Annotated in this window: 25 protein-coding genes and 1 pseudogene; 19 read left to right on the top strand and 7 right to left on the bottom strand. The window is 75.2% G+C overall.

Going from position 1 to position 23,024, the window contains the following annotated elements:
• The first annotated feature begins 75 nt into the window (after positions 1-75).
• Entirely contained in the window at positions 76-1,173 is a 1,098-nt protein-coding gene (locus ACI780_RS14370; RefSeq protein WP_457003686.1) for a YihY/virulence factor BrkB family protein, read from the top strand.
• An 89-nt stretch (positions 1,174-1,262) separates the two neighbouring features.
• Here ACI780_RS14370 and ACI780_RS14365 read toward each other — a convergent pair whose 3' ends face one another.
• The gene (locus ACI780_RS14365) at positions 1,263-1,490 is read right to left on the bottom strand and encodes a DUF3039 domain-containing protein (protein ID WP_456872204.1); all 228 of its coding nucleotides are present in this window, start codon (positions 1,488-1,490) and stop codon (positions 1,263-1,265) included.
• Between the two features lie 92 nt (positions 1,491-1,582).
• On the opposite strand from ACI780_RS14365, the gene ACI780_RS14360 reads away from it, so the two are divergent.
• Together ACI780_RS14360 and ACI780_RS14355 are read left to right on the top strand one after the other, a co-directional pair.
• Complete coding sequence (locus ACI780_RS14360; RefSeq protein WP_457003684.1) at positions 1,583-2,524, top strand: pseudouridine-5'-phosphate glycosidase; 942 nt, start codon at positions 1,583-1,585, stop codon at positions 2,522-2,524.
• Entirely contained in the window at positions 2,521-3,405 is an 885-nt protein-coding gene (locus tag ACI780_RS14355; protein ID WP_456872227.1) for a carbohydrate kinase family protein, read from the top strand. The genes ACI780_RS14360 and ACI780_RS14355 overlap by 4 nt, the downstream gene beginning before the upstream one ends.
• Before the next feature lie 7 nt (positions 3,406-3,412).
• Here ACI780_RS14355 and ACI780_RS14350 read toward each other — a convergent pair whose 3' ends face one another.
• The 4 genes from ACI780_RS14350 to ACI780_RS14335 all read right to left on the bottom strand — a co-directional run bounded on the left by ACI780_RS14350 (position 3,413) and on the right by ACI780_RS14335 (position 5,856).
• Positions 3,413-3,772: a DUF3099 domain-containing protein gene (locus ACI780_RS14350; protein WP_456872202.1), complete on the bottom strand. Its 360-nt coding sequence runs from the start codon at positions 3,770-3,772 to the stop codon at positions 3,413-3,415.
• A gap of 178 nt (positions 3,773-3,950) precedes the next feature.
• Positions 3,951-4,535 (bottom strand): HhH-GPD-type base excision DNA repair protein, encoded by a 585-nt coding sequence (locus ACI780_RS14345; RefSeq protein WP_457003682.1) that lies wholly within the window; start codon positions 4,533-4,535, stop codon positions 3,951-3,953.
• Between the two features lie 238 nt (positions 4,536-4,773).
• Complete coding sequence (locus ACI780_RS14340) at positions 4,774-4,866, bottom strand: LPXTG cell wall anchor domain-containing protein (protein ID WP_456870579.1); 93 nt, start codon at positions 4,864-4,866, stop codon at positions 4,774-4,776.
• A gap of 375 nt (positions 4,867-5,241) precedes the next feature.
• Positions 5,242-5,856 carry a TMEM175 family protein gene (locus ACI780_RS14335; RefSeq protein ID WP_456870578.1) on the bottom strand — a complete coding sequence of 205 codons (615 nt, stop codon included), beginning with the start codon at positions 5,854-5,856 and terminating at the stop codon, positions 5,242-5,244.
• A 273-nt stretch (positions 5,857-6,129) separates the two neighbouring features.
• On the opposite strand from ACI780_RS14335, the gene ACI780_RS14330 reads away from it, so the two are divergent.
• From ACI780_RS14330 to ACI780_RS14260, 15 genes and pseudogenes are all read left to right on the top strand, one after another.
• Positions 6,130-7,065, top strand: a complete 936-nt coding sequence (locus ACI780_RS14330) for an alpha/beta fold hydrolase (protein WP_457003679.1) — start codon at positions 6,130-6,132, stop codon at positions 7,063-7,065.
• A 508-nt stretch (positions 7,066-7,573) separates the two neighbouring features.
• Complete coding sequence (locus ACI780_RS14325; protein ID WP_457003677.1) at positions 7,574-8,899, top strand: MFS transporter; 1,326 nt, start codon at positions 7,574-7,576, stop codon at positions 8,897-8,899.
• Positions 8,896-10,641 (top strand): FAD-dependent oxidoreductase, encoded by a 1,746-nt coding sequence (locus tag ACI780_RS14320; protein WP_457003675.1) that lies wholly within the window; start codon positions 8,896-8,898, stop codon positions 10,639-10,641. Before ACI780_RS14325 ends, ACI780_RS14320 begins: the two co-directional genes overlap by 4 nt.
• Positions 10,642-10,759: 118 nt before the next feature.
• A complete protein-coding gene (locus ACI780_RS14315) occupies positions 10,760-11,530 on the top strand; it encodes an HD domain-containing protein (RefSeq protein WP_457003673.1) in 771 nt (256 codons plus the stop codon).
• Positions 11,531-11,609: 79 nt separating this feature from the next.
• Positions 11,610-11,936 (top strand): annotated as a pseudogene (locus ACI780_RS14310) (PAS domain-containing protein); the annotation flags it as partial.
• 39 nt (positions 11,937-11,975) lie between these two features.
• The gene (locus ACI780_RS14305; protein ID WP_456870635.1) at positions 11,976-13,733 is read left to right on the top strand and encodes a GAF domain-containing protein; all 1,758 of its coding nucleotides are present in this window, start codon (positions 11,976-11,978) and stop codon (positions 13,731-13,733) included.
• A gap of 31 nt (positions 13,734-13,764) precedes the next feature.
• Positions 13,765-14,445 (top strand): response regulator, encoded by a 681-nt coding sequence (locus ACI780_RS14300; RefSeq protein WP_456870573.1) that lies wholly within the window; start codon positions 13,765-13,767, stop codon positions 14,443-14,445.
• Between the two features lie 103 nt (positions 14,446-14,548).
• Positions 14,549-14,923: a hypothetical protein gene (locus ACI780_RS14295; RefSeq protein WP_457003671.1), complete on the top strand. Its 375-nt coding sequence runs from the start codon at positions 14,549-14,551 to the stop codon at positions 14,921-14,923.
• A 156-nt stretch (positions 14,924-15,079) separates the two neighbouring features.
• Positions 15,080-16,213, top strand: a complete 1,134-nt coding sequence (locus tag ACI780_RS14290; protein ID WP_457003669.1) for a flavin-containing monooxygenase — start codon at positions 15,080-15,082, stop codon at positions 16,211-16,213.
• 14 nt (positions 16,214-16,227) lie between these two features.
• Positions 16,228-16,641 (top strand): four-helix bundle copper-binding protein, encoded by a 414-nt coding sequence (locus ACI780_RS14285; protein ID WP_456870570.1) that lies wholly within the window; start codon positions 16,228-16,230, stop codon positions 16,639-16,641.
• 79 nt (positions 16,642-16,720) lie between these two features.
• Positions 16,721-17,491, top strand: a complete 771-nt coding sequence (locus ACI780_RS14280; protein ID WP_457003666.1) for a DUF4389 domain-containing protein — start codon at positions 16,721-16,723, stop codon at positions 17,489-17,491.
• A gap of 104 nt (positions 17,492-17,595) precedes the next feature.
• Entirely contained in the window at positions 17,596-18,417 is an 822-nt protein-coding gene (locus tag ACI780_RS14275; protein ID WP_457003664.1) for a DUF4386 domain-containing protein, read from the top strand.
• A 243-nt stretch (positions 18,418-18,660) separates the two neighbouring features.
• Positions 18,661-19,131, top strand: a complete 471-nt coding sequence (locus ACI780_RS14270) for a hypothetical protein (RefSeq protein ID WP_457003662.1) — start codon at positions 18,661-18,663, stop codon at positions 19,129-19,131.
• A gap of 315 nt (positions 19,132-19,446) precedes the next feature.
• Positions 19,447-20,502, top strand: a complete 1,056-nt coding sequence (locus ACI780_RS14265) for an NAD(P)-dependent alcohol dehydrogenase (RefSeq protein ID WP_457003660.1) — start codon at positions 19,447-19,449, stop codon at positions 20,500-20,502.
• A gap of 480 nt (positions 20,503-20,982) precedes the next feature.
• Positions 20,983-21,273, top strand: coding sequence for a DUF1540 domain-containing protein (locus tag ACI780_RS14260; protein ID WP_456870565.1), 291 nt, complete (start codon positions 20,983-20,985; stop codon positions 21,271-21,273).
• On the opposite strand, the gene ACI780_RS14255 is transcribed toward ACI780_RS14260, so the two are convergent.
• Positions 21,258-21,683 carry a hypothetical protein gene (locus tag ACI780_RS14255; RefSeq protein WP_457003658.1) on the bottom strand — a complete coding sequence of 142 codons (426 nt, stop codon included), beginning with the start codon at positions 21,681-21,683 and terminating at the stop codon, positions 21,258-21,260. The two genes, ACI780_RS14260 and ACI780_RS14255, sit on opposite strands and share 16 nt — an antisense overlap.
• A 97-nt stretch (positions 21,684-21,780) precedes the next feature.
• Here ACI780_RS14255 and ACI780_RS14250 point away from each other — a divergent pair, with 97 nt between their 5' ends.
• A complete protein-coding gene (locus tag ACI780_RS14250) occupies positions 21,781-22,347 on the top strand; it encodes an NAD-dependent epimerase/dehydratase family protein (RefSeq protein WP_457003656.1) in 567 nt (188 codons plus the stop codon).
• A gap of 9 nt (positions 22,348-22,356) precedes the next feature.
• Here ACI780_RS14250 and ACI780_RS14245 read toward each other — a convergent pair whose 3' ends face one another.
• Positions 22,357-22,851 carry an FBP domain-containing protein gene (locus ACI780_RS14245; RefSeq protein ID WP_457003654.1) on the bottom strand — a complete coding sequence of 165 codons (495 nt, stop codon included), beginning with the start codon at positions 22,849-22,851 and terminating at the stop codon, positions 22,357-22,359.
• Positions 22,852-23,024: the final 173 nt, after the last annotated feature.

Genomic DNA, 23,024 nt, shown 5'->3' with positions numbered 1-23,024 from the left:
TCCGACCGGGGGATCGCCGCGCCGCCCGCTCCCGGACGGGAGCGGGCGGCGCGTCCGGGCGTGCACACTGGCCGGGTGAGCACCGTGCGGGCCGGCGGGCCGCCCCGCACCGGCGGGCCGGCCGGTGACGGCCGCCCCGTCGCCGTGCCGGACCCGCCCCCGCCCGGTCCCGACGGCGCCACGGCCTCGGGAGCCACCCGCGCCGAGGCACCGCACCCGGGCCGGCTCGACCACTGGCCGGCGGTGGTCCGGGTGCCGCTGCAGGTGCTCGGCCGCACCGTGGCCAAGGCGTGGCAGGACCAGATCCTGGGCCTGTCCGGTGAGGCGGCGTTCTGGCAGATCCTCTCGGTGCCGCCGCTGCTGATCGCGCTGCTGGGGTCGCTGGGCTACCTCGGGGACTGGATCGGTGCGGCCTCGGTGCAGACCATCGAGGACACGCTGGTCGACGCCTCCAGCCAGGCGCTCACCGCCGACGTCGTCGACACGCTGGTGCGGCCCACGCTCAGCGACATCCTGACCTCCGGCCGGCTCGACGTCGTCAGCCTCGGCTTCCTGCTCACGCTGTGGGCGGGGTCCTCGGCGACGGCGACGTTCATGAACACGATCGTGATCGCCTACGACCAGCGCGACGTGCGCGGGCCGATCGCCACGCGCCTCATGGCGCTGTGGCTGTTCGTCGTCGGCCTGGTGCTGGCGGTGCTCATGCTGCCGCTGCTGGTGCTCGGCCGGGGCGTGCTGGTGGGGCTGCTGCCGCAGGACTGGCAGCAGACCGGGAGCATGCTGGTCAACGCCGTCTACTGGCCGCTGGTGGTCGTGGGCCTGGTGCTGGCGCTGACGAGCTTCTACCACGTGGTCCTGCCCCGGCGGCTGCCCTGGCGGCGGCACCTGCCGGGCACGCTGCTGGCCGTCGGGTTCTTCGTGGTGGCCTCGACGGTGCTGCGGCTCTACGTCTCCGACATCCTGGTGGCCGCGCTGCCCTACGGCGCGCTGGCCACCCCGATCGCGGCGCTGCTGTTCCTGTTCTTCTTCGGCATGTCGGTGCTGCTGGGCGCCGAGCTCAACGCCGCCGTGCAGGAGCGCTGGCCGGCACCGCTGCGCCGGCACACCCGCCGGGCGCAGCGCCGGCGGGCGGCCGAGCTGGCGGCCGAGGCCAAGCGCCTCGGCCTCCGATGACGTCCTGGAACGGCTGGTGACGTGCTGGAACGGCCCCTCTGCAGGGTCCCGCCGCGAGCGTGCGAGCGGTGGGGGGCAGAGGGGTCCTTTCACTTCTTGAGCGACTCGTAGATCTCCTTGCAGGCGGGGCACACGGGGCTGCCGGGCTTCGGGGACTTGGTCACCGGGAAGACCTCCCCGCAGAGCGCCTCGACCAGCGTCCCCATGACCGCGCTCTCGGCGATCTTGTTCTTCCGCACGTAGTGGAAGACCTCGTTCGCGTTGCCGGTGTCGCCCTCGCGGACGTCGGGCTTCTCGAGGATGTCGGTGCTGCTCACGGCTGCTCCCAGGCTGGGCGACGGGTTCCGGCCGGGCGGCCGGCCACGAGGGTGCGGCCGGGCGCCGACCGCCTGCCCACCATGATGGCAGGGTGAGCGCCGAAGCCCGTCATGCCGCCGCCCCCGCCGACCTCGTCCTCTCCCCCGAGGTCGCCGAGGCGCTCGACGCCGGCGCCCCCGTCGTGGCCCTGGAGAGCACGCTGCTCGCCCACGGCCTCCCCCGGCCGGACAACCGGGCCGCCGCCGACGAGGTGGAGGCCGCCGTCCGCGCCGGCGGTGCGGTACCGGCGACGATCGCCGTCCTCGACGGCGTCCCGCACGTCGGTCTGACCGCCGCGCAGGTCGACCGGGTGTGCGCCGACCCGGACCTGGCCAAGCTCGGGGTCCGCGACCTGCCGGTGGCCGCGGCGCTGGGGCTGTCGGGTGCCACCACCGTGTCGAGCACCGCGCTGCTGGCCGCGGCCGCCGGGATCGGCGTGTTCGCCACCGGCGGGCTCGGCGGGGTGCACCGCCAGTCGGCGGAGACCTTCGACGAGTCCGCCGACCTCACCGCGCTGTCGCGGACGTCGCTGGCGGTGGTCTGCGCGGGCGTCAAGTCCATCCTCGACGTCCCGGCGACGCTCGAGCGGATGGAGAGCCTGTCGATCACCGTCGTCGGCTACCGCACGACCCGCTTCCCGGGCTTCTACGTGGCCGACTCCGGCTCGGCCCTCGACTGGTCGGTCGACAGCGCCGAGCAGGCCGCCGCGGTGCTCGCCGCGCGGCGCGACCTGACGCCGGGCGCGGTCGTCGTCGCCAACCCCCTGCCGGCCGACGAGCAGCTCGACCCGCAGCTGCACGACCGCGTCATCGCCGACGCCCTGGCCGCGGCGGAGTCGGCCGGGGTGCGCGGCAAGGCGGTGACCCCGTTCGTCCTGGACCACCTGCACCGCGCCAGCGGGGGCGCGACCCTGGCGGTCAACGTGCGGCTGGTGCTGCGCAACGCCGAGCTGGCCGGGCGGATCGCCGCCGCGCTGGCCGGGACACCCCGCTGAGCACCGGGCGCCCGGCCGTCGTCGTCGGGGACCTCGCCACCGACGTCGTCGCGGTGCTCTCCGGGCCGCCGGCGCCCGGCTCGGACCGGGCGGCGGTCATCCGCAGCCGCGGCGGCGGGGCCGGCGCGAACGTGGCCGTGCACCTGGCCGCGCTCGGGGTGCCCGTGGTGCTGGCCGGCTGCGTGGGCGGCGACCCCGCCGGCGCCGTCCTGGTGGCGGAGCTGACCGCCGCCGGGGTCGGGCTCGCGGTGCGCACGGTGCCCGGCGCGGCCAGCGGCACCATCGTCAGCCTGGTCGAGCCCGGCGGGCAGCGCAGCATGCTGGCCGACCGAGGCGCCAACCTCGAGCTGCGCGCCGACGACGTCCCGGTCCCCGCGCCCGGCGGCCACCTGCACCTGTCGGGCTACACGCTGCTCGACGAGCGGCCGCGGGCGGCCGGGCTGGCAGCGCTGGCCGCGGCCCGGGCGGCGGGGTGCACCGTCTCGGTGGACCCGGCCTCGACCGGACCGCTGGCCGCCTCCGGCGTGGAGCGGTGGCTCGCCGACACCGCCGGCGCGGACCTGCTGCTGCCCAACGCCGACGAGGCGCGGCTGCTCACCGGCTGCGCCGACGTCGCCGACGCCGCCCGCGCGCTGGCCCGCCGGCACCCCGCCGTCGCGGTGACCCTCGGTGCCGACGGCGCGCTGTGGGCCTCCGCCGGCACGCTGGTGCACCGGCCGGCGCACCCGGCCGACGTCGTGGACACCACCGGCGCCGGCGACGCGTTCACCGCGGGCCTGCTGTCGGTCTGGCTGGCCGGGGACGGCGGGGACCCGGCCGCGGCGCTCGACGCCGGGCTGGCGCGGGCCGCCGGCGTCGTGGGGCGGCCCGGGGCGCGGTGAGGCGGGGTCAGCCGTCGATGACCCGGCCGCCCTCGATGACGCGGCGCTCGCGCGCGGGGGCCTCGAGGATGCGGTCGGGCCGCGGCGGCACGTAGCGGTGCGCGTCGAGCTTCTTCTTCGGCGGCCGGTCGTTGGCCATGACGACGGCGATCCAGGGCAGGACCGTGCCGAGCACCGCGAAGAGGATCGCCAGCCAGAGGATCTGGTAGAAGGCCGCGGCCAGCACCAGGCTGACGGCGCGCACGGCCATGGTGATCACGTAGCGCTTCTTCCGGGCGGCGTGCTGCTCGACCAGGCTCGGCTCGGCCTGGGTGATCAGCACCGGCTCGGCCCTGCGGGGTCGCCCGGACTGCTGGCTCGAGGCCACCTGCACCCATCCCTCTCACGGATCGGGGCAGAGACGGCACGGTGTCGCCTGTGCAGGCCGGTTGCCCGTCATCCGGTGGCGGGCTCCCGACTTCCCCCGGTCCGCCCTCCATGGTGCCACCGCGGCAGGACCCGTGCAGGCGGCTGCGCGGACGATCGGGTGCCGGTTCCCGCACTGCTCAGCGGCTCGCCGCGGCCTTCGCGGCCTGCTTCGCCTCCTGCTTGGCGGCCCGGACCTCGGCCAGCGACCCGGGCCCGGTGACGTCGGCGACCGATCGCCGCGACCCCTCCTCGCCGTAGGGCCCGGCGGCCTCACGCCACCCGGGCGGCGTCACGCCGTACTGCTTGCCGAGAAGCGCGACGAGGATCTTCGCCTTCTGCGCACCGAACCCGGGCAGCTCACCGATGCGGCGCAGCAGGGTCGCGCCATCGGGGGCGTCGCCCCACAGTGCCTCGGCTCGGCCGTCGTGGCGTTCCACCAGCAGCCGGCAGACCGCCTGGGTGCGGGCGGCCATCGAGCCGGGGTAGCGGTGCACCGCCGGCGGCCCCTGGAAGAGCCGCGTCAGGTGCTCGGGGTCGGCGTCGGCGATCGCGGCCGCGGACAGGGTGTCCACCCCCATCCGGTCGGCGAGCAGCCGCGGCCCGGCGAAGGCGCGCTCCATGGGGAACTGCTGGTCGAACAGCATGCCGAGAAGCAGCGCGAGCGGGTCACGCGAGAGCAGCTCGTCGGCGGCGTCGTCCTGGGCGATGCGGAGGGTCGGCACGCTCGCCGATCTTTCCTCATCGACAGCCCGGTCGAGGTGCTGGTGAGCGGTACCGACGTGTGTGGGTGGACCGCCACGCACCGCAGCGTGAGGACGTGCACCGACGGGACCGGCGCTGAGGGGAGCTCGCAGGTCCGCCGGTGGGTCGAGCAGCCCTGTCGCGGATCCCGGTCGACGTGTCCGCCGACGTTCCCGACGACCAGCCACCGGGGGCACGAGGAGCGGCGGGAGGTCCGGGTCAGGGCCGGTGGTTGCGGCGTCGGATGGTGATGATCCCGGCCACGACCAGCAGCAGCGGAAGAACCAGGCCCCACATGAGCCAGCCGTTCATCGGTCGCTCCTCTCGCGCGTGTGAGCACGACGGCGCCCCGTGACGCGCCCCGCCCGTCACCGTCAGCCTGCGCCGGATCTCCGCGCGCGGCGTCACCCCACGAGGACGAGCACCGCGCTGCTCGCCGCGACCAGAGCGCATCCGGTCCTGGGACGCCTCCGGCTCGACGTCCCAGCGGTCGTCGCCACTGCGTCGTCGACGCACGTGCTGGTCGGACGCCATGCCCCGGACGAGCGGGAGCGGATAGCGGCCGAGCAGGTCGTCGGCAGCGTCGTCCTGGGCGATGCGGAGGGTCGGCCGACGGGAGTGTGCCGCACGGGGGCCGCGACGACCTCGGGCTCCTGCGGCGGCGGTGGTGCCCCGGGCCGTCGCCGGTCAGGAGGGGACGTGCTGCTCCCGCCCGACGAGCACCCGGACGACGGGGAGGACCACGAGCCAGCAGCAGACGGCCGGCACGAGACCGACGAACGCCGCACCCACCGAGGCGGCGAACACCGCGGTCGTCGCGAAGGCCCGGCGGGTGATGACGGCGGTCGACCGGTCGTCCAGGCGGGGGTCGAGGAGTCCTCGGCGGGCGGCGTACAGCCACGTCGCGGTCAGGGCCGCGCTCGCGAGGGTCAGGCTGGCGGCGTAGAAGACGACGGGGAACGCGTCGTCGGCGGTGGAGTGGGAGCCCAGCAGCGCCGCCGGGAACGGCATGAAGGCCACGGTCATGAGAGCCACCAGGTTGAACCACAGGAGGCCGTGGTCGGAACGGCGGACGTGGCCGAAGGTGCGGTGGTGGGCGATCCAGAACTGGCCGATCACCAGGAAGCTGACGGCGAAGGTCAGGACGGTCGGCCACAGGTCGAGCACCTGGCGGAACAGCCCCTCCTCGTTCTCCGGCAGCTCGATCTCGGCCGTGAGCGGCAGCACGAGCAGGGTGATGACGATGGCGTAGACGGCGTCGCTGAAGAAGACGAGCCGCTCGAAGCCCAGAGGGGACTCCACGAGCGGGGACCCGCCCGGAGGCGCGGTGCCGGGTGCGGGCGGACGGGGGCGGTGCGTGCGTGTCATCCTCGCTCCTCGGGTCGGTCCTCCGGCGCTGACCCGGCCGCGCGACCGGGCGACCATGCTGCCCCGCGACGGGGTCCCGCGGGGACGGACCGGACGCGGTCCCCGACGTCGAGCCGTTCGGCCGTGTCCCCCGGGTCCTCGGTCCCTCCTGGCCGCAGCCCGGACCGGCCACCGTCGGGGGTACCGCGAGCCCCACGGAGGTCGGGCATGGCCACGTCGAGCGACCCCCGCTCTCCCCTGCCGGTCGCCTCCCTGCCGGTGCACTCCGGCGAGGTCGTGCTGGCCGCCCGGCGGTTCGGGTCGTCGGGCGACGTCGTCCTGCTGCTCCACGGCGGACCCGGCTGCCCGGACTACCTCGAGCCGGTCGCGCGGCACCTGGCACCCCGCTTCCGCGCCGTCACCTTCGACCAGCGCGGTGTCGGCGCCTCGACCACCGACGGGCGCTACCGCCTCGACGACCACGTCGCCGACGTCGAGGCCGTCCGCGGGGCGCTGGGAGCCGACCGGGTGCACCTGCTCGGCCACTCCTGGGGCGGTCTGCTCGCACAGCTGTACGCCCGCCGGCACCCGCAACGGCTGCGGAGCCTCGTCCTCGCCAACTCCTCCGCCGGCGTCGGCGCCGACTGGACGCGCATGCAGCGCGAGGTGGTGGCCCACAACCGCCGGAGGAGCGGCCCCGCCGGGTTCGCCGCCCTCGGTGTGTGGTCGCTGGCCGCCCGCCTCCCCGGGCGCCCGGGCGACGCGGCCGGCCGCCGTGTGCTCGCCCGTGTCTGGGCCAACTACTCCCCCGATCCGGCGGCCGCGCCTCCCGCCGACCGCTCGTGGCTGCGCGGCGCGCACAACGCTCCCGCCCGCGGCACCGTCCGGTCGATCACCCGTACACCGGCCGGGGTGCTCGACGACCTCGGCACCGTCACGGACGTCCCCGTCCTCGTCGTCTACGGGGCCGACGACGTCTACGGGCCGAGCACCGACGCGGTCCGCCGCCGGCTGCCCGGAGCGCGGCACCAGGTCCTCGACGGCTGCGGGCACCTGCCCTGGCTGCAGGCACCGGACCGGTTCCTCCCGCTGCTGGACGACTTCTACGACCAGGTGACCCGCCGGAGCGCCACGTCGCGCAGCGAGCGCCGGGGACCCCGCTGAGGTCCCCGCGCACCGGAGGCTGTCACCGACGGACCTGCGAGCTGAGGCCCCTGCAGACCGGTGACCTGCGCGCTGTACACATCATCGTCTCTCTCGGCGGGCTGGTGCCGGGGTGGCTCTGCGCTCCGGCGCCCTCGACCGCACCGGGCGGGCGGCTGCGGTCGACCTCCCCACCGCCCGTAGACCTCGCTCGACCCGACCCTGTGCGGCGACGGCCGGGCACCTCCCGGTCCGTCGACGCGACAGCGCGTGCGGGAGCGAGAGCGGTCCACGGCACCCGGCAGCGTGCCGCACCTGCGCGGGGCCCGGGCTCCGGTGCTCGGTCCGTGGCACAGGGTGAGCGAACGGAGCCATCGGTGCGCCGCGTTCTGGACGGTCTGGTGCCGACCCTCCGGCGTCGGCATGATGCCAACCCCGTTCGCGGGCAACCGCACGAGGGCCGCGCGGGATCGGGCCTGAGACCCGGACCCGGTGCCGCACCGACCGCACCAGGGGCGGAGGGCTGGACATGACGCCGACGCGCGACACGACCGCACAGGGAGTGGGCCGGGCCGACCGGACCGGGATCCTCGCCATGTGGAGCGCCAACGGGATCTCCACGCTCGGCGGGCAGATGACCAACGTGGCCATCCCCTGGTTCATCCTGGAGACCACCGGCAGTGCGGCCAGGACCGGGCTGGTGGCCACGGCCATCACCCTCGGCGGGGTCCTGGCGGCGGTGTTCAGCGGTCCGGTGATCGACCGGCTCGGGTTCAAGCGGTCCAGCGTGATCACCGACGTGGGCGCCGCGGTCGGGGTGGCGGCCATCCCACTGCTGCACGCGGCCGGCGCCCTGCAGTTCTGGCAGATCCTCGTCCTCGGCTTCCTCATCGCCGGGATGCAGGCCCCTGGCGACACCGCCCGCTACTCGATCATGCCCGGCCTGGCGCGCCGCGCGGCGCTGACGATCGAGCGGGCCAACGCCGTGGACCGGGCGATCACCCGCGGGGCGATGCTGGTCGGCCCGATCGTCGGCGGAGTGCTGATCGCGATCGTCGGTCCCGCGAACGTGCTCTACGTCCAGGCGGTGGCGTTCGTCGTCTCCGCCCTGCTCGTGGCGGCTCTGGTCCGTCCCGGCAGTCACGAGGAGGGTGGGGCGGCGCCGGTCCAGGCGGGCCGGCACTACTGGGCCGAGCTCCTCGTCGGGTTGCGGTTCGTCCGGCGCAACAGCCTGCTGGTGTCGATCGTCCTCGTCGTCTCGGTCGCCAACGCGCTGGACGCGTCCCTGGTCACCGTCGTCCTGCCCGTCTACGCCCGCGACGTCTGGGACAGCCCCACCAGCCTCGGCGCGCTCACCTCCGCGATCGGGGCCGGCTCCCTGATCGGTGCCGCGCTCTTCGGCGTGATCGGGCACCGCATGCCCCGGCGGCTGACCATGTTGCTCGGGGGTGCCGGTGGAGCGTTGCTCCTGTACGGCGGCCTGGCGCTGACCCCACCCCTCGGGCTCATGATCGTGCTCGTCCTGCTCGGTGGCGTGGTCGCCGGCCCGATCGTGCCGCTGCTGTTCACGGTGGTGCAGACCGTCACCCCGGCGGAGCTCTACGGCCGTGTCTTCGGCGCGCTGCAGTCCCTGTCGTCGGCAGCGGCCCCGTTCGTCATCGCCGTCGTCGGCTTCGTCGTCGAGGGGGCGGGCCTCGTGCCCACCATCGTCGGCCTCGGCGTCCTCTACCTGGCCGTCACCCTCGGCATGCTGCTGAACCCCGCCCTCCGCCGCCTCGACGACGATCGCACTCCGGCTGCGCCCGCCCTGGTCGCAGACCAGTCGGCGGCCGACCGGAGCGAGCGGGTGTCGTGACCGGCCCCGACGAGGGGACCCCGCCCCTCGGATCACGACAGCCGGTTCTCCTCGTCGTCGGCGGGGATGCACAGGACCTCGCGATCACGGCGGGAGCGCTGGAGCACCGGTTCGCCCGGGACTACCGGGTGCTCACCGCCAGCTCGGCCAGGGCCGCACGAGCCGCCCTCCGTCGCCTGTCGGAGGCCGGAGACCCGGTCGCCCTCGTCGCTGCGGACCTGCACCTCCCCGACGGCGACGGCGTCGCCCTCCTGCAACAGGCCACGGACCTCCACCGCGGTGCTGCCCGCCTGCTGCTGTTCGACATGGACGAGAACCACACCCGGATCCCGTTCGGTGAACTGCCCGCCCTGCAGCGAGCGAGCGCGCTCGGACAGATGGACGCCTGGATGGTGAAGGGCTGGGTCGACCCCGAGGAGTGGCTCTACCCCCGGGTGCAGGAGGCCCTCAGCGCCTGGTCGAGGGCGTACCGCCCGGGCCACCTGGTCTACCGGGTCGTGGGTGAGCAGTGGGACCCGCGCTGCCACGACCTCCGGGACGGCCTGACGGTCAACGGCATACCGCACACGTTCCACCCGCAGGACAGCGAGGCCGGTCGCCGGCTCATCCGCGACCTCGGGCTCGACGTCGGGCGGCTGCCCGCGGTGATCCGCCACGACGGGTCCGTGCTGTACCAGCCGTCGATGGTCGAGCTCGCCCTCTCCCACGGCATCCGGGTCCGGCCCGCCGCCGACGACTACGACCTGGTGGTCCTCGGGGCCGGGCCGGCCGGCCTGGCCGCCGCCGTCTACGGCGCGTCCGAGGGGCTGGGCACCCTGCTGCTCGAGGAGCGGGCCATCGGCGGACAGGCCGGCACCAGTTCCATGATCCGCAACTACCTCGGCTTCCCCGGCGGCATCAGCGGTGGCGAACTGGCCCACCGTGCCTGGCAGCAGGCCACGCTGCTCGGCGCCGAGTTCGTCTTCACCCACCAGGTGTGTGCCTTGACCACCGACGGCGGCCGGCACGTGCTCGGCTTCTCCGACGGCGGTTCCGTGGCGGCCCGGGCCGTGATCCTCGCCGCCGGGGTCCGCTACCGCCGGCTCGGAGTCCCCGACCTGGACCGGCTCACCGGCGCCGGTGTCTTCTACGGAGCGGCCGGGGTGATGGCGCCGGCGGTCGCAGGCGAGGAGGTCTACGTCGTCGGTGGGGCGAACTCCGCCGGGCAGGCCGCCCTGCACCTCGCCCGGTACGCGGCCCGGGTCACCCTCGTGGTGCGCGGCGGGTCCCTGGCCGCCGGGATGTCGGACTACCTGGTCCGGCAGGTCGAGGTCACGCGCAACGTCGAGGTACGGCTGCACACCCAGGTGGTCGGGGGCCGCGGGGACGCCCGGCTGGCGGGCCTGACCCTGCAGGACCGGCGGACGCGGAGGACGGAGGACGTGGACGCGGCGGCCGTCTTCGTCCTGATCGGCGCCGAACCGCGCACCGACTGGCTGGCCCCCGTCCTCCGCCTCGACGAGCACGGCTTCGTCCTCACCGGCCGCGACGTCCCCTCCGCCGACTGGCCGCTGGCCCGCGACCCCTACCCGTTCGAGACGAGCCGCCCCGGCGTCTTCGCCGCCGGCGACGTCCGCTACGGCTCGGTCAAGCGGGTCGCCGGCGCCGTCGGCGAGGGTTCCGTGACCGTCGGATCGATCCACCGCTACCTGGCCCACCTGGCCGCCGGCCCGGAGCACGCGCGGGACCGGGCCCCGGTCTGAGGCCCCCTCCAGGTCGCGCCGGGACGACCCACGGCTCGTCGGCACCCAGGAGCGCCCCGTGTGCGACGAGCCGCTCGACCGGAGGCGACCTGTGCCCGCCCGACACCGGGAGACGCCCGTGAACACCACCGCCACGGATCTGGGGACCCTGAGCTGGGTCGAGCGCACCGGTGGGCAACTCACCCGCGCCGAGCGCCGCTCGCTGCTGGGTCCCCTCGTCCGGACCCACGCCGTCAACGCGGCCGGTCGCCTGTCGATGCTGATCCGTCTCGACCCCGGACGGCGGGCCGCCCCGGTGGCTCTCTCCGTGCTGGTCCCACCGGACTCGGCGCTCACGCGGGCCGCCGTGTCCGAGGCGCGCCGAAGGCTCAGCCCGGCGCTGCTCAACCACTCCTTCCGGACCTTCGCCTTCGGTGCCGTGCTGGGCGCGCTGGAGGGGCTCACCGTGGACACCGGGCTGCTGTTCGCCGCCGCCCTGCTCCACGACACCGGACTGCCCACCAGCGTCGAGCGCGTCGACTTCACCCGGAGCAGCGCCCGCATCGCCCGCGACGTCGCCGAGGAGGCGGGGCTGTCCCCGGCCGCCACCGAGACGCTGTGCACCGCGATCACGCTGCACCTCGGCCCGGACGTCCCGCTCGCGCACGGCCCGGTGGCCCACCTGCTGGCCGCCGGCGCCGGCGTGGACGTCGTCGGGGTGCGTGCCTGGCGGCTGCCGCCGGACCTCCGCTCCGGAGTGGTGGAACGGCATCCCCGGCTCGGGTTCGAGGACGAGTTCGCCGCGGCGCTGCGCGTCGAAGCGGCCCGCGTGCCCCGGGGGCGGGTGGCGTTCCTGCGCAGGTACGGGGCCCTCGACCTCGCGATCAGGCTCGCGCCCTTCCGCGGCTGACCCGCCGTGGCCCCGGTCCACCGCTCCCCGGGGGGGGCGCCGGAGCACTCACCGACCCGGACGGCACCCGCTCGTCGAGGTGGTGCCGGTGCCGGCTGGAGGACACCTCGTCCTCGTGTCCCGCCGCTCGGAGGACCGCTCGGGCGTGGCGTGCGCGAGTACGGTCGGCCCAGCCGACCGTGGGGTGGTGGTGGCCGTGGTGCGTGCTCCTGACGCCCGCGCCGCTGCCAGGAACGGTGCTGGAGCGAGCGGGCTCGGACTCGACGACCTGATCAGGACGGTCGACCTCCTGCCGTTCGGCGTCGCCCTGCTCACCCGCGATCTACGGGTCCTGCACGTCAACCCGGCGGGTCGCGCTCTGGCCGGCGCAGGGCACGACCCGCTGGTGGGACGGACGGCGCCGCCGCTCCCCACAGGGCCATCCCACCCCGGCGACGGACGACGCGTGGTCGACTCCTGCGACACCCCGGTCGACGTCCAGGGGCGACGCCTCGTGGTGCGCGTGTTCCGGGACGCCACCGCGGAACGGCGTGCCGTACGCGAGCGGGCCACGCTCGGCCACGTCGCCGCCCGGGTGGCGACGGCCGAGTCGCTGGAGGCCACGCTCGACACCGTCGCCGCCTGCCTGGTGGAGTCCACCGGGATGAGCGGTGCTGCCGCCATCGTCTTCGACGGTGAGCCGACCCGTCTGCGGGTCGCCGGGACCGCGGGCCTGCCGCCGGACTACGCCGAACGGTTCCAGCGGGCGCTGGCGTCCGGCATCGGCGTCCTGCCCGCGGTGTCGGCCTGGCGCAGCCGCCGCACAATAGTGGTGGACCGGACCCGCGACGAACCGGTCCTCCGGACGCTGGAGGACCTGGACGACGACCTGCCGTGGCGCAGCATCGCCTCCTTCCCGATGATCGCCCGCGGCCATCCGGTCGGTGCCGTCAAGACCTTCTGGCCGGGCCCTCCTCCGGACGGGGACGAGCTCCGCTTCCTCGCCGCCGTCGCCGACCAGGCCGCCACCGCCGTGGACAACGCCCGGCTGGTCGCCGACACCGCCGCGTCCTCCCGCCGGGACGAGGCCCTGATCGCCGCCGGGCTGGCGCTGGCCTCCGAGTTGTCCCTGCCCGCGGTGCTGACCAAGATCGTCGAACTCGCCTGCGAGGTGGCCGACGCCCGGTACGGCGCCGTGGGGGTGCTCGGACCCGACGGTCGCCTCGAGGACTTCATCACCCACGGCATCCCCGCGCAGCAGCGTGCCGCCATCGGCCCCCTGCCCATCGGCCGGGGCATCCTCGGCGCCCTGACCTCCGACGCCCACCCGATGCGGCTGGGCCGCATCCAGGACGGCCCGCGCTCGGTGGGCTTCCCGCCACACCACCCGCCGATGACCTCGTTCCTGGGGGTGCCGATCACCGTGCGCGGCCGGGTCTACGGCAACCTCTACCTCACGGAGAAGCGCGGGGAGTCGGAGTTCACCGACGACGACGAGCGCGCGGTGGTCACCCTCGCCGCGCAGGCCGGTGTCGCGATCGAGAACGTCCGCCTGTTCGACGAGGCGCAGCAGCGACTCGCCCTCGAGGCCCGGCACCGCCTCGCCCGTGAACTGCACGACTCGGTGTCCCAGGCGCTGTTCTCCATGACGTTGGAGACCCGGGGTGCCCAGCTGCTGCTGGAGCGCGCCGGCCTGGCCGCCGACGGGCCACTCGGGGAGCGGTTGGCCAACCTGCGGCAACTGACGCAGGGGGCGCTCGCGGAGATGCGGGCGCTGATCTTCGAGCTGCGCCCGGAGGCGCTGCGGGAGGAGGGTCTCACCGCCGCCATCCGCAAGCAGGCGGAGGGGATCAGCGCGCGCACCGAGATCACCGTCGAGGTCCGCCTACCGACGAGGCCCATCCCCCTGCCGGGCGATGTCGAGGAGCAGGTCTACCGGCTGGTGCAGGAGGCCCTCGCCAACGTCGCCAAGCACTCCGCGGCCCGCCGTGCCGTCGTGCGGCTGCGTTGCCGGCACAGCGGGCACGAGCTGCTGGTGGAGGTGACCGACGACGGCGTGGGCTTCGACGCGTCCTCCTCCCAGCCCGGCCATCTCGGCCTGCACACGATGGCGCAGCGCATGGAGCAGCTCGGTGGCTCCCTCCTGGTGGACTCGCGTCCCGGACGGGGCACACGGATCTCCGCCACGGTCCCCCTGTCCCCCGAGGGACCCGGATGGCCGTGACGGCCGGGACGCCACCGGCGGAGGGACGGCCATGACCGGACCTGCAGGGTGCGGCGACCCCATCCGGGTCTGCCTCGTCGACGACCACGCGGTGGTGCGGCGGGGGCTGCGCGGCTACCTCGAACTCGTCGAGGACGTGGAGATCGTCGGCGAGGCCGCCGACGGACGCGCGGCCCTCGATCTGGTGGCCGCACTGGTCGCCGGCGGAGGAGCTCCGCACGTGGTGCTGATGGACCTGCTGATGCCCGGCACGGACGGGGTCACCGCCACGCGGCTGCTCACCCAGCGGTACGACGGGGTCGCCGTCGTGGCCATGACCAGCTACAGCGAGGTCGACCGGATCCGCAGCGCCCTGGAGGCCGGTGCCTCGGGCTACCTGCTCAAGGACGCCGAGGCCGACCAGGTCGTCGACGCCATCCGCCAGGCCCACCGCGGTGAGATGCCGCTGGGACCGGCGGTCGCCCGCCAGCTCGCCCGCGCCGTCAGCGCACCCGGCCGGACGGCACTCGACACCCTCACCGCCCGCGAGCACGAGGTTCTCGTCCTGCTCGCCACGGGGCTGTCGAACCGGGAGATCGCCCGCCGGCTGTCCATCAGCGAGCGCACTGCCCGCACCCACGTCAGCAACATCCTGGACAAGCTGGGGCTGCGGTCGCGCACGCAGGCGGCGCTGTACGCGATCCAGCACGGCCTGGCACCCGCGTCCCCGTAGTCCGCCTCCGACATTCCTCCCGGCCTTGGCAGGACATTGCGCCGATGTCGCCTGCCCTGGCGCGTGGTGGGCTCGTGGCAGGCACTCCGGTCCAGGGGGCAGTGTGAGGGTGCTGATCGCCGCTCGGGACGTCCGCGTCCGGCGGGCCCTGTCCAGGCTGCTGGAGCTGGGTGGAGGCCACATCGTCGGCGCGACCGACGCGCTGCGCACGTTGCCGGAGCTGGACGCCCGGGTCGGCCCCGACGTGGTGGTCCTGGAGCTGGACCCGCGCGAGGCCCCGCGGGACCTGCAGGTCGTCGAGGAACTCGCCCGTCGGGGGCGCGCGGTGATCGCCGTGTCCAGCGGGTCGGCACGGTGTCCCGACGTCCTGGCCGCCGGTGCCCGGGCCTGTCTGGACGAGGACGTCGACTTCCCCGACCGGCTCGCCCAGGCGGTCCGGGCGGTGGCCGGACAGCCGTCATCCCCTCCCCCGGCGTGAGGGACGGGTCCACGGGACTACGTCAAAGATCCCCCTCCGGTCCGGTCATCACGCCGATGACCGGCCACGGTCGCAGCTCCAGACTGCTGCTGGACACCAGAGCGGACCCCAGGTCACGAGGACCGCCTGCGGCCACTCGCCCTCCGGAGGGCCGGCATGACACGACCGACCGGCGGGCCCCGGTACGACCCCTCCCCCGACCAGCTGATGGACGTGATCGTCGTCGGCGGAGGCCAGGCCGGACTGGCGATGGCCTGGCACCTGGCCCGGCAGGGTCTGCGGTTCGTCGTCCTGGAGGGCGCCGACGAGGTGGGCCGGTCCTGGCGCGACCGGTGGGACTCGCTGCGCCTGTTCACCTCGGCACGGTTCGACTCCCTGCCCGGTATGGCCTTCCCCGCGCCGGCCGACACCTACCCGGGCAAGGACGCGGTCGCCGACTACCTGCAGGCCTACGCGGCCGCCTTCGGCCTCCCGGTCCGCACGGACAGCCGCGTCCTCCGCCTGGACCGGACCGCCGAGGGGTTCGAGCTGCGGACCGCCGACGCGGTGTGGGGGGCCCGCCAGGTCGTGGTCGCCACCGGGCCGTTCCAGGTGCCCGCCGTGCCTCCGCTGGCGGCAGGGCTGGACGCCGCGGTGACCCAGCTCCACAGTGCGGACTACCACCGTCCGGCGCAGCTGCCGGATGGAGCGGTGCTGGTGGTGGGCGGCGGCAACTCCGGCCTGCAGATCGCCGAGGAGCTCGTCGCCGTGCGCCCGGTGGACGTCGCGGTGGGCGCCAGCCTGCCGATGCTGCCCCAGCGGGTCCTGGGCCGGGACCTGTTCTGGTGGCTCACCCGCCTCGGCGCGATGCGGGTGACCACCGGCTCCCGGCTCGGCCGGCGGATGCAGGCGCGCGGTGAGTTCGTCATCGGCACCGACCGCGACCGGCTGCAGCAGGCCGGGGTCCGGTTCCGGCCCCGGCTGACCGGCGCCGACGGGCGCACCGTGCGGTTCGCCGACGGCAGCGCCCTCGACGTCGACGTCGTCGTCTGGGCGACCGGCTACCGCAGCGATCACACCTGGATCCAGGTGCCGGGGGTGTTCCACGACGGACGGATCGTCCACCGGCGCGGCGTCACCGACGTCCCGGGGCTGTACGTCCTGGGCCTGCCCTGGCAGCACACCCGCGGCTCCGCGCTGCTCGGCTTCGTGCAGGAGGACGCCGCCCACCTCGCCGAGCACATCCGCCACTCCGGCACCAGCCGACGCGCGGCGCCGGCGGACGCCCGGAGCCGTCAGCCCCACCCCTGAGAAGGAGAGACGCCATGACCGCGACCATCACCGCCCGGATGCTCGACACCTACCCGAAGGACCTCGGCGGGGTCGACCGGGAACGGATGCGGGTCTGCATCGACGCGTGTCTCGAGTGCGCCGAGGCGTGTACCGCGTGCGCCGACGCCTGCCTCAGCGAGGACATGGTGGCGGAGCTGACCACGTGCATCCGCACCTGCACCGACTGCGCCGACGTCTGCGGGACCACCGGCCGGGTGCTGTCCCGTCACACCGGCTACGACGCCAACCTGACCCGCGCCGTGCTCGCGGCCTGCGCGACCGCCTGCCGCGCCTGCGGCGACGAGTGCTCGCGGCACGCGTCCATGCACGACCACTGCCGCATCTGCGCCGAGGCGTGCCGCCGCTGCGAGCAGGCCTGCCGCGACCTCATCGCCGCGCTGGGCTGACGCGGACGACGCCTTCGTTCCGGACCTGCTGAGAGAGGAACGAGCCGTGACAGAGAACCGAACGCCGTACCCGGTCCGCGTGGACGCGTCCGAGGGCTCCGACGCCTCCCGGGGGCTGTGGCTGGTCAAGTGGTTGCTGCTCATCCCGCACTACGTCGTGCTGGCCTTCCTGTGGTTGGCCTTCTCGGTCGTCAGCGTGATCGCCTTCTTCGCCATCCTGATCACCGCGCGCTACCCGCGTGGCCTGTTCGACTTCAACCTCGGCGTGATGCGCTGGAGCTGGCGAGTGCACTACTACGGCTACGGAGCCAACGGCACCGACCGCTATCCGCCGTTCACCCTCGCCGGCGTGCCCGACTACCCCGCCCACCTGGACGTCGCCTACCCGCAACGGCTCTCGCGGGGCCTGGTCTTCGTGAAGTGGCTGCTCGCCGTCCCGCACTACCTGGTGCTGGCGGTCTTCGTCGGGGGCGGGCTGTGGTTGACCACCCGCGGCGGAACGGACGATGCCTGGGACGACTGGAGCGCCGGCGGCGGCCTGGTCGGCCTGCTCGTGTTCATCGCCGCGGTCGTGCTGCTGTTGACCGGTCGCTATCCGCGGCCGCTGTACGACTTCGTCCTCGGCATGGACCGGTGGGCGGTGCGGGTGGCGGCGTACGTCGGGCTGATGACCGACCGGTACCCGCCCTTCCGCCTCGACCTGGGCGGACCGGATCCCGGCTCCGTCCCCGCGGCGCCGCCCCCGCCGCCGTCACCGGCCGGAGCCCCGGCCGCACCCGGCGGAACCCCGGCCCCCCCGGCCGCGGCCACCCCGGGTGCGACCGGTCCCACCGCCGGCATCCGCGCCTAGCACCCTGCGGGTGGCGCCGAGCGCCGCCGCCTCCGGCGGCGGCCACCGGGCGACCGGCGGCCGCCGCCCACCCCAGGAGAACCACGACACCGGAGGGCTGCGGCATGAGCGCCCCTGTCTCCATCCCGCCGTCGGCGGCACCCGCGACGGACGCGATGCGGCGGACCTCCCTGGCCGCCGGCGTCCTCTACCTCGTCACGTTCGTGTCCGTGCCCACCCTCGCGCTGTACCAGGACGTGCGGGGAGAGGCCGGCTTCGTCCTGGGCGCCGGCAGCGACACCGGGGTGCTCCTGGCGGCCTTCACCGAGGTCGTCGTCGCCCTCGCCGGCATCGGCACCGCCGTGGTGCTGTTCCCGGTGGCGCGGCGGGTCAGCGAGGCGGCCGCCGTCGGCTTCGTGGCCTCCCGGGTCGTGGAGGGCGCGCTGATCGTCGTCGGCGTCGTCAGCGTGCTGACGCTGCTCACCCTGCGCGCCGACGTCGCCGGCACGGCCGGCGCCGACCCGGCCGCGCTGGTCACGACCGGCCACGCCCTGAGCGCGGTCTACGACTGGACGTTCCTGCTCTCGCAGAGCCTGATGCCGGTGTTCAACGCGCTGTGCCTGGGCTACGTGCTGTACCGCGCCCGGCTGGTGCCGCGGGTCCTGCCCGTCCTCGGACTGGTCGGCGCGCCGCTGCTGATGGCGTCCGACGTCGCGGTCTTCTTCGGCGTGTACGACCGCGCGGCGCCGATCGCCGTCCTCGCCGCGCTGCCGATCGCGGTCTGGGAGTTCTCCCTCGGCGTGTACCTGACCGTCCGGGGCTTCCGGCCCGCCGCGGTCACCGCGCTGCGGTCCGCGCCGACCGCCGACCTCGACGATCCCTCCCCGATCCCTCCCCCGCGGACCGGCGAGGAGCCCCTCGCTGAGCGAGGTGCCGTGACCGGATAACGGCGATGAGCCACCCGACGCCGCGGTGGCCGTCTCGCGCTCCCGGCTCCTGGTGTCCCGGGACCGGCGACCACACCGGCCTCCACCCCTGCTCGCTCGACGAGGGGAGACCCGCACCATGATCAGCGCCGGGGACCACGCCGTCCGGGTGACCGGGTCCACCGCCCACGATCCGTGGACCGACGCCCCCGGCGGCGGCACGGTCGAGCGTCCCCTCGCCGACAGGACCGGCGGCGGACGGCGATGACCGCGTCCGCTCGCGCCTCGGACGTGCAGGGGCCGGGAGCCGGCCCCGCCGTCCACGGCCGCGGGCTGCGTACACCGGTGGCCTGGGGCGTCGTCTGGGGCGGCCTGCAGGCCGCATCCCCACTGGGCCTTCCCTGGCTCGACGCGGCGACCGTCTACGCGCTGGGGCTCGTGCTGATCGCCGCGGTCTACATCGGCTTCGCCGTCGCCGACGGGCATCGGCACGTCCTGGTCGTCGAGACGGCCGTGACGGCTTCCTTCGTCGTCGTCGCGGCGGCAGGGGTGACCGGATCGGCCTGGCTGCTCGTGGCCGGTCTGGCCGCCCACGGCCTCAAGGACCTCGGGCAGCACCGCACCGGCTTCGTCGCGAACACCCGCTGGTGGCCACCGTTCTGCGCCACCGTCGACTTCGTCGCGGCCGCCCTCATCGCCGTCGCCCTCATCGCCGACATCCGGATCGGCTGGTGACCCGCACGCCCCGGCCACGACGGCGCCGCAGCACCGCACCACGGAAGGAACAGGACCGCCATGACGACCACCGCACGTCCCGCCCGCCGTCCCCCGTCTCCCGACGGCCCTCCCGCCGTGGGCCACGGGGTGCACACCGGACCCACCCGCCGGATCGTCGCCGGCTCCCACGTGCACCGGCTGGGCGGTGCTCGCCGTGCTGTCGACCCGGATGACCGACCAGCCCCAGCGATGGGCCTCCGTCCCGGCGGCCGGGTGCGGGCGGGCACGGCTCTCCCCACGGCCTGACGCCAACGACCAGGACGGAGTGTCGCCATGACCGACCAGCAACTCAGCAGGGCCCCGCGGCCCTCCGGCGACAACGCCGGCGCCACGATGACCGCGATCGTCCAGGACCGCTACGGGCCGGCCCCCGAAGACGTCCTGCGGATCGCCCGCCTCGCGGTTCCCTCGGTCGCCGACGGCGAGGTCCTCGTCCGGGTGCACGCCGCCAGCGTCGACCGCGGCACCTGGCACGTGATGGCCGGCCTGCCCTATCCGATCCGCCTCGCCGGCTTCGGGCTGCGCCGGCCGAAGTACACCAACCCGGGCCGGGCGCTGGCCGGCACGGTCCAGGCCGTCGGAGCCGGCGTGGACGACTTCGCCCCGGGCGACGAGGTCTTCGGCATCGGCTACGCCACCTTCGCCGAGTACGCCCGCGCCCCGGTCGGCAAGCTGGCCGCCAAGCCGGCGACACTCTCCTCCGCCCAGGCGGCCACCGTGCCCATCTCCGGGCTGACCGCGCTGCAGGCCGTCCGCGACCACGGCCGCGTCCAACCCGGCGAGCAGGTCCTCGTCATCGGGGCGTCGGGCGGCGTGGGCAGCTTCGCGGTGCAACTCGCCAAGTCCGCAGGTGCCGAGGTCACCGGCGTGAGCAGCACCGGGAAGGTCGACGAGGTACGCGCCCTCGGCGCCGACCACGTCCTCGACTACACCCGCGAGGACATCACCGACGGGCGCCGCCGCTACGACGTCGTCCTCGACATCGGCGGCAACCGGCGACTCTCCCGGCTGCGCCGAGTCCTTGCCTCCCGGGGACGGCTGGTCATCGTCGGTGGGGAGAACGGCGGACGGTGGCTGGGCGGGACCGACCGGCAGATCCGGGCCCGGCTGCTGTCGGTGTTCGTCCGCCAGCAGCTGGGCACGTTCATCAACAAGGAGAACGCGCGGGACCTCCACACCCTGCGGGAGATGATCGACGCCGGCACCCTCACCCCGGCCGTGGACCGGGCCTACCCGCTCGACGAGCTCCCCGCGGCCATCCGGTACCTGCTGGACGGCCACACCCGCGGCAAGATCGTCGTGGCGGTCCACGACCCGGACGGGTCCTGACGCCCGACTGGAGCGCCCGGCCGCGGATCGGCCCGGTGCTGACGAGGGCGCGGGGAGTCCTGGTGCTCCGCCGGGTGGATCCACCGCGTGCTTCCCACTGCGTCGACGCCTCCGCCGTCGACCGGCTGCGCCGCGGTCGTCCCTGGGGTGCCCGGGACCCGGGCTGGCGACCCGGATCCCCGACGCAGGCCGTGCGGACGGTGGGGCTGGTGCAGTCCTCCGGGGTCCGGAGCGGGGCCGCCGCCGATCGGTGTCCGGCGTGCACCGACGTGCGGTTCGTCGACGGTGAGCCCGCCTTCTCCCTCCACCGGGACGAGCTCGAGGAGGTCGAGGTCGAGGTCGCGGTCTCCCGGTACCTGGGCAGCTGACCGGACCGGTCCGGGACCCATGCGGGCCGCCCCGGGACAGTTCCTGAACCCCCAGGTCAGGACAGCCTCAGTTTGCTGGCGGGGTCCGCCGGGGGCTGTCACCCTGAGGTCCATGACGACGATGCAGGAACTCCCCCAGGTCCAGGACTGCTCCGTGGCCAGCTGTTCCTACAACGCGGGATCCAGCTGTCACGCCGGGGCCATCACCGTCAGCGGCGACCACGCCCACTGCGGCACCTTCGTCGAGATCTCCTTCCGGGGCGGCCTCGACCGCACCGGCATGGTGGGCGCCTGCCACCGCTCCGACTGCCGACACAACCAGCAGCTCGAGTGCACCGCGCCGGGCGTCCGCGTCGGCCCGGGTGCCGACGCCGCGGACTGCCTGACCTACGAGGCCAGGTAGTCGAACCCGCCCACCGGCTCGAGGGACAGCGCTCCCCCGGCGGAGCGCAACGCCCCGTCGGCGAACGACAGCGCGGCCACCGGGTCGGCGTCGTCCACGAGGACGGCGCGCCCGGGGGCGGCGACCGAACGAACGGCGCTGAGCACCGCGCGCCGGTCGGTCGACGACAGCCCGTCGGTGAGCCGGTCGACCAGCACGATCGAGGCGTCGCCGCGACGGGCCTCCTCCACCGCGGCCAGCCGCGGGCCGACGCCCTCGCCCGGCGTCGGCGACAGCCGCTGGACCGGGACGGAGCCGTGCCCGGAGGCGCAGCGGCCGGTGCTCTCGTCGAGAGCGGTCATGACCTGTCGCCGGGCGTTCTCGGAGCCCATGAGCACGGTCATCTGACCGAGCGGCAGCCGCAGTCCCATCGAGCCTCCACGAATCGGGATAGGCAAGCCTAACCTGCTCTCCGCGGAGGCGTCCAGCGCCCGCCCGGTCACCCGCGGGCGCCCGCGAGGAGTCGGCATGGCACGGGTCCTCCTCGCCGGTGGCACCGGCGCCGTCGGCCGCCCGGTGCTGCCGCTGCTGCTCGCCGCCGGCCACCAGGTCACCGCGACCACCCGCTCGCCCGAGCGGGCCGGGGCGCTGCGCGCCGCCGTCACCGCCGCCCGCCCGGACGTCGTCGTCCACCAGCTCACCGCGCTCGCCACCCCGGCGCGGGACTACGGCTCCTGGCTGGTCGACACCAACCGGCTGCGCGCCGAGGGCCGCTACCCGTTCGTCCACGTCGACGACGCCGCCGCCGTCACCGTCACCGCCGTCGAGCGCGGGGGGCCGGGGGTCTACGACGTGGTCGACGACGACCCGGCGCCGATGCGCGAGTGGGTGCCCCACCTCGCCCGGCTGCTCGGTGGCCCGGAGCCGTCGGTCGTGCCCGCCGACGTCGCCGAGCGGGAGATCGGCCCGCAGGCGGTGTACTACGGCACCCAGCTGCGCGGCGCGTCCAATGCGCGGGCCCGCCGCGAGCTCGGCATGCAGCCGCGCCACCCGAGCTGGCGGGAGGGCTTCCGAGCGGTCTTCGGCGCGGCCTGAGACGGGCGGTCAGGGGCGCAGCACGTGGCCGACGAAGGTGTCCAGCCGCCGGCGCAGCTCGGCGACCCGCTCGGGGACGACCTCCTCGGGGTCGCGCTCGCGCAGCCACGGCGGGATCTCGGTCCGGACGCGGGAGGAGCAGCCGAGGTCGGCGCAGACGTACTGGCCGACCGTGTTGCCGTTGCGGCCGGCCTCCCCGACGCGGCGGGCGGTGAACAGCGAGACGTCCGCGCCGGTCTGCGTGGTCTGGCAGAGCAGGCACATCGCCGACGTGCGGGCGGACATCGCCGTGTCGGCGGCGCGCAGGGCGATGCCGAGCGGGCGGCCCTCCCGCCACAGGACGGCGTAGCCGCGCAGCGGGGCCCGGGCGTCCCGCCAGCCCAGGAAGTCCAGGTCCGCCCACGGCAGGTCGGACAGGCCGGCCGGCAGCGCGGCCGCCGCGGCCTCGCCGCGTGAGCAGTTGACGAACGAGCGCCGGATCTGGGGCTCGGTGAGGGGGTCCACGGTGGTCCTCCGGACGTGGGTCGTGCGCGGGCCGGCCCCCGCGGGGCGGTGCGGCGGGCCCGGTCGGGTCTCCCCCAGGGTGCGGCGCCCCGCTGCGCCGGTCGTCCTCCGCGCGTGCCGTCCTCCCCTCCTCCCCGCGGAGGACGGCGCGGCGCGGCCTCCTGCGCGCGGGC

The sequence above is a fragment of the Geodermatophilus sp. SYSU D00814 genome (genome assembly GCF_054050055.1).
The sequence above is the reverse complement of the archived record's forward strand: the minus strand, read 5'-3'. Positions and strand labels throughout refer to the sequence as shown.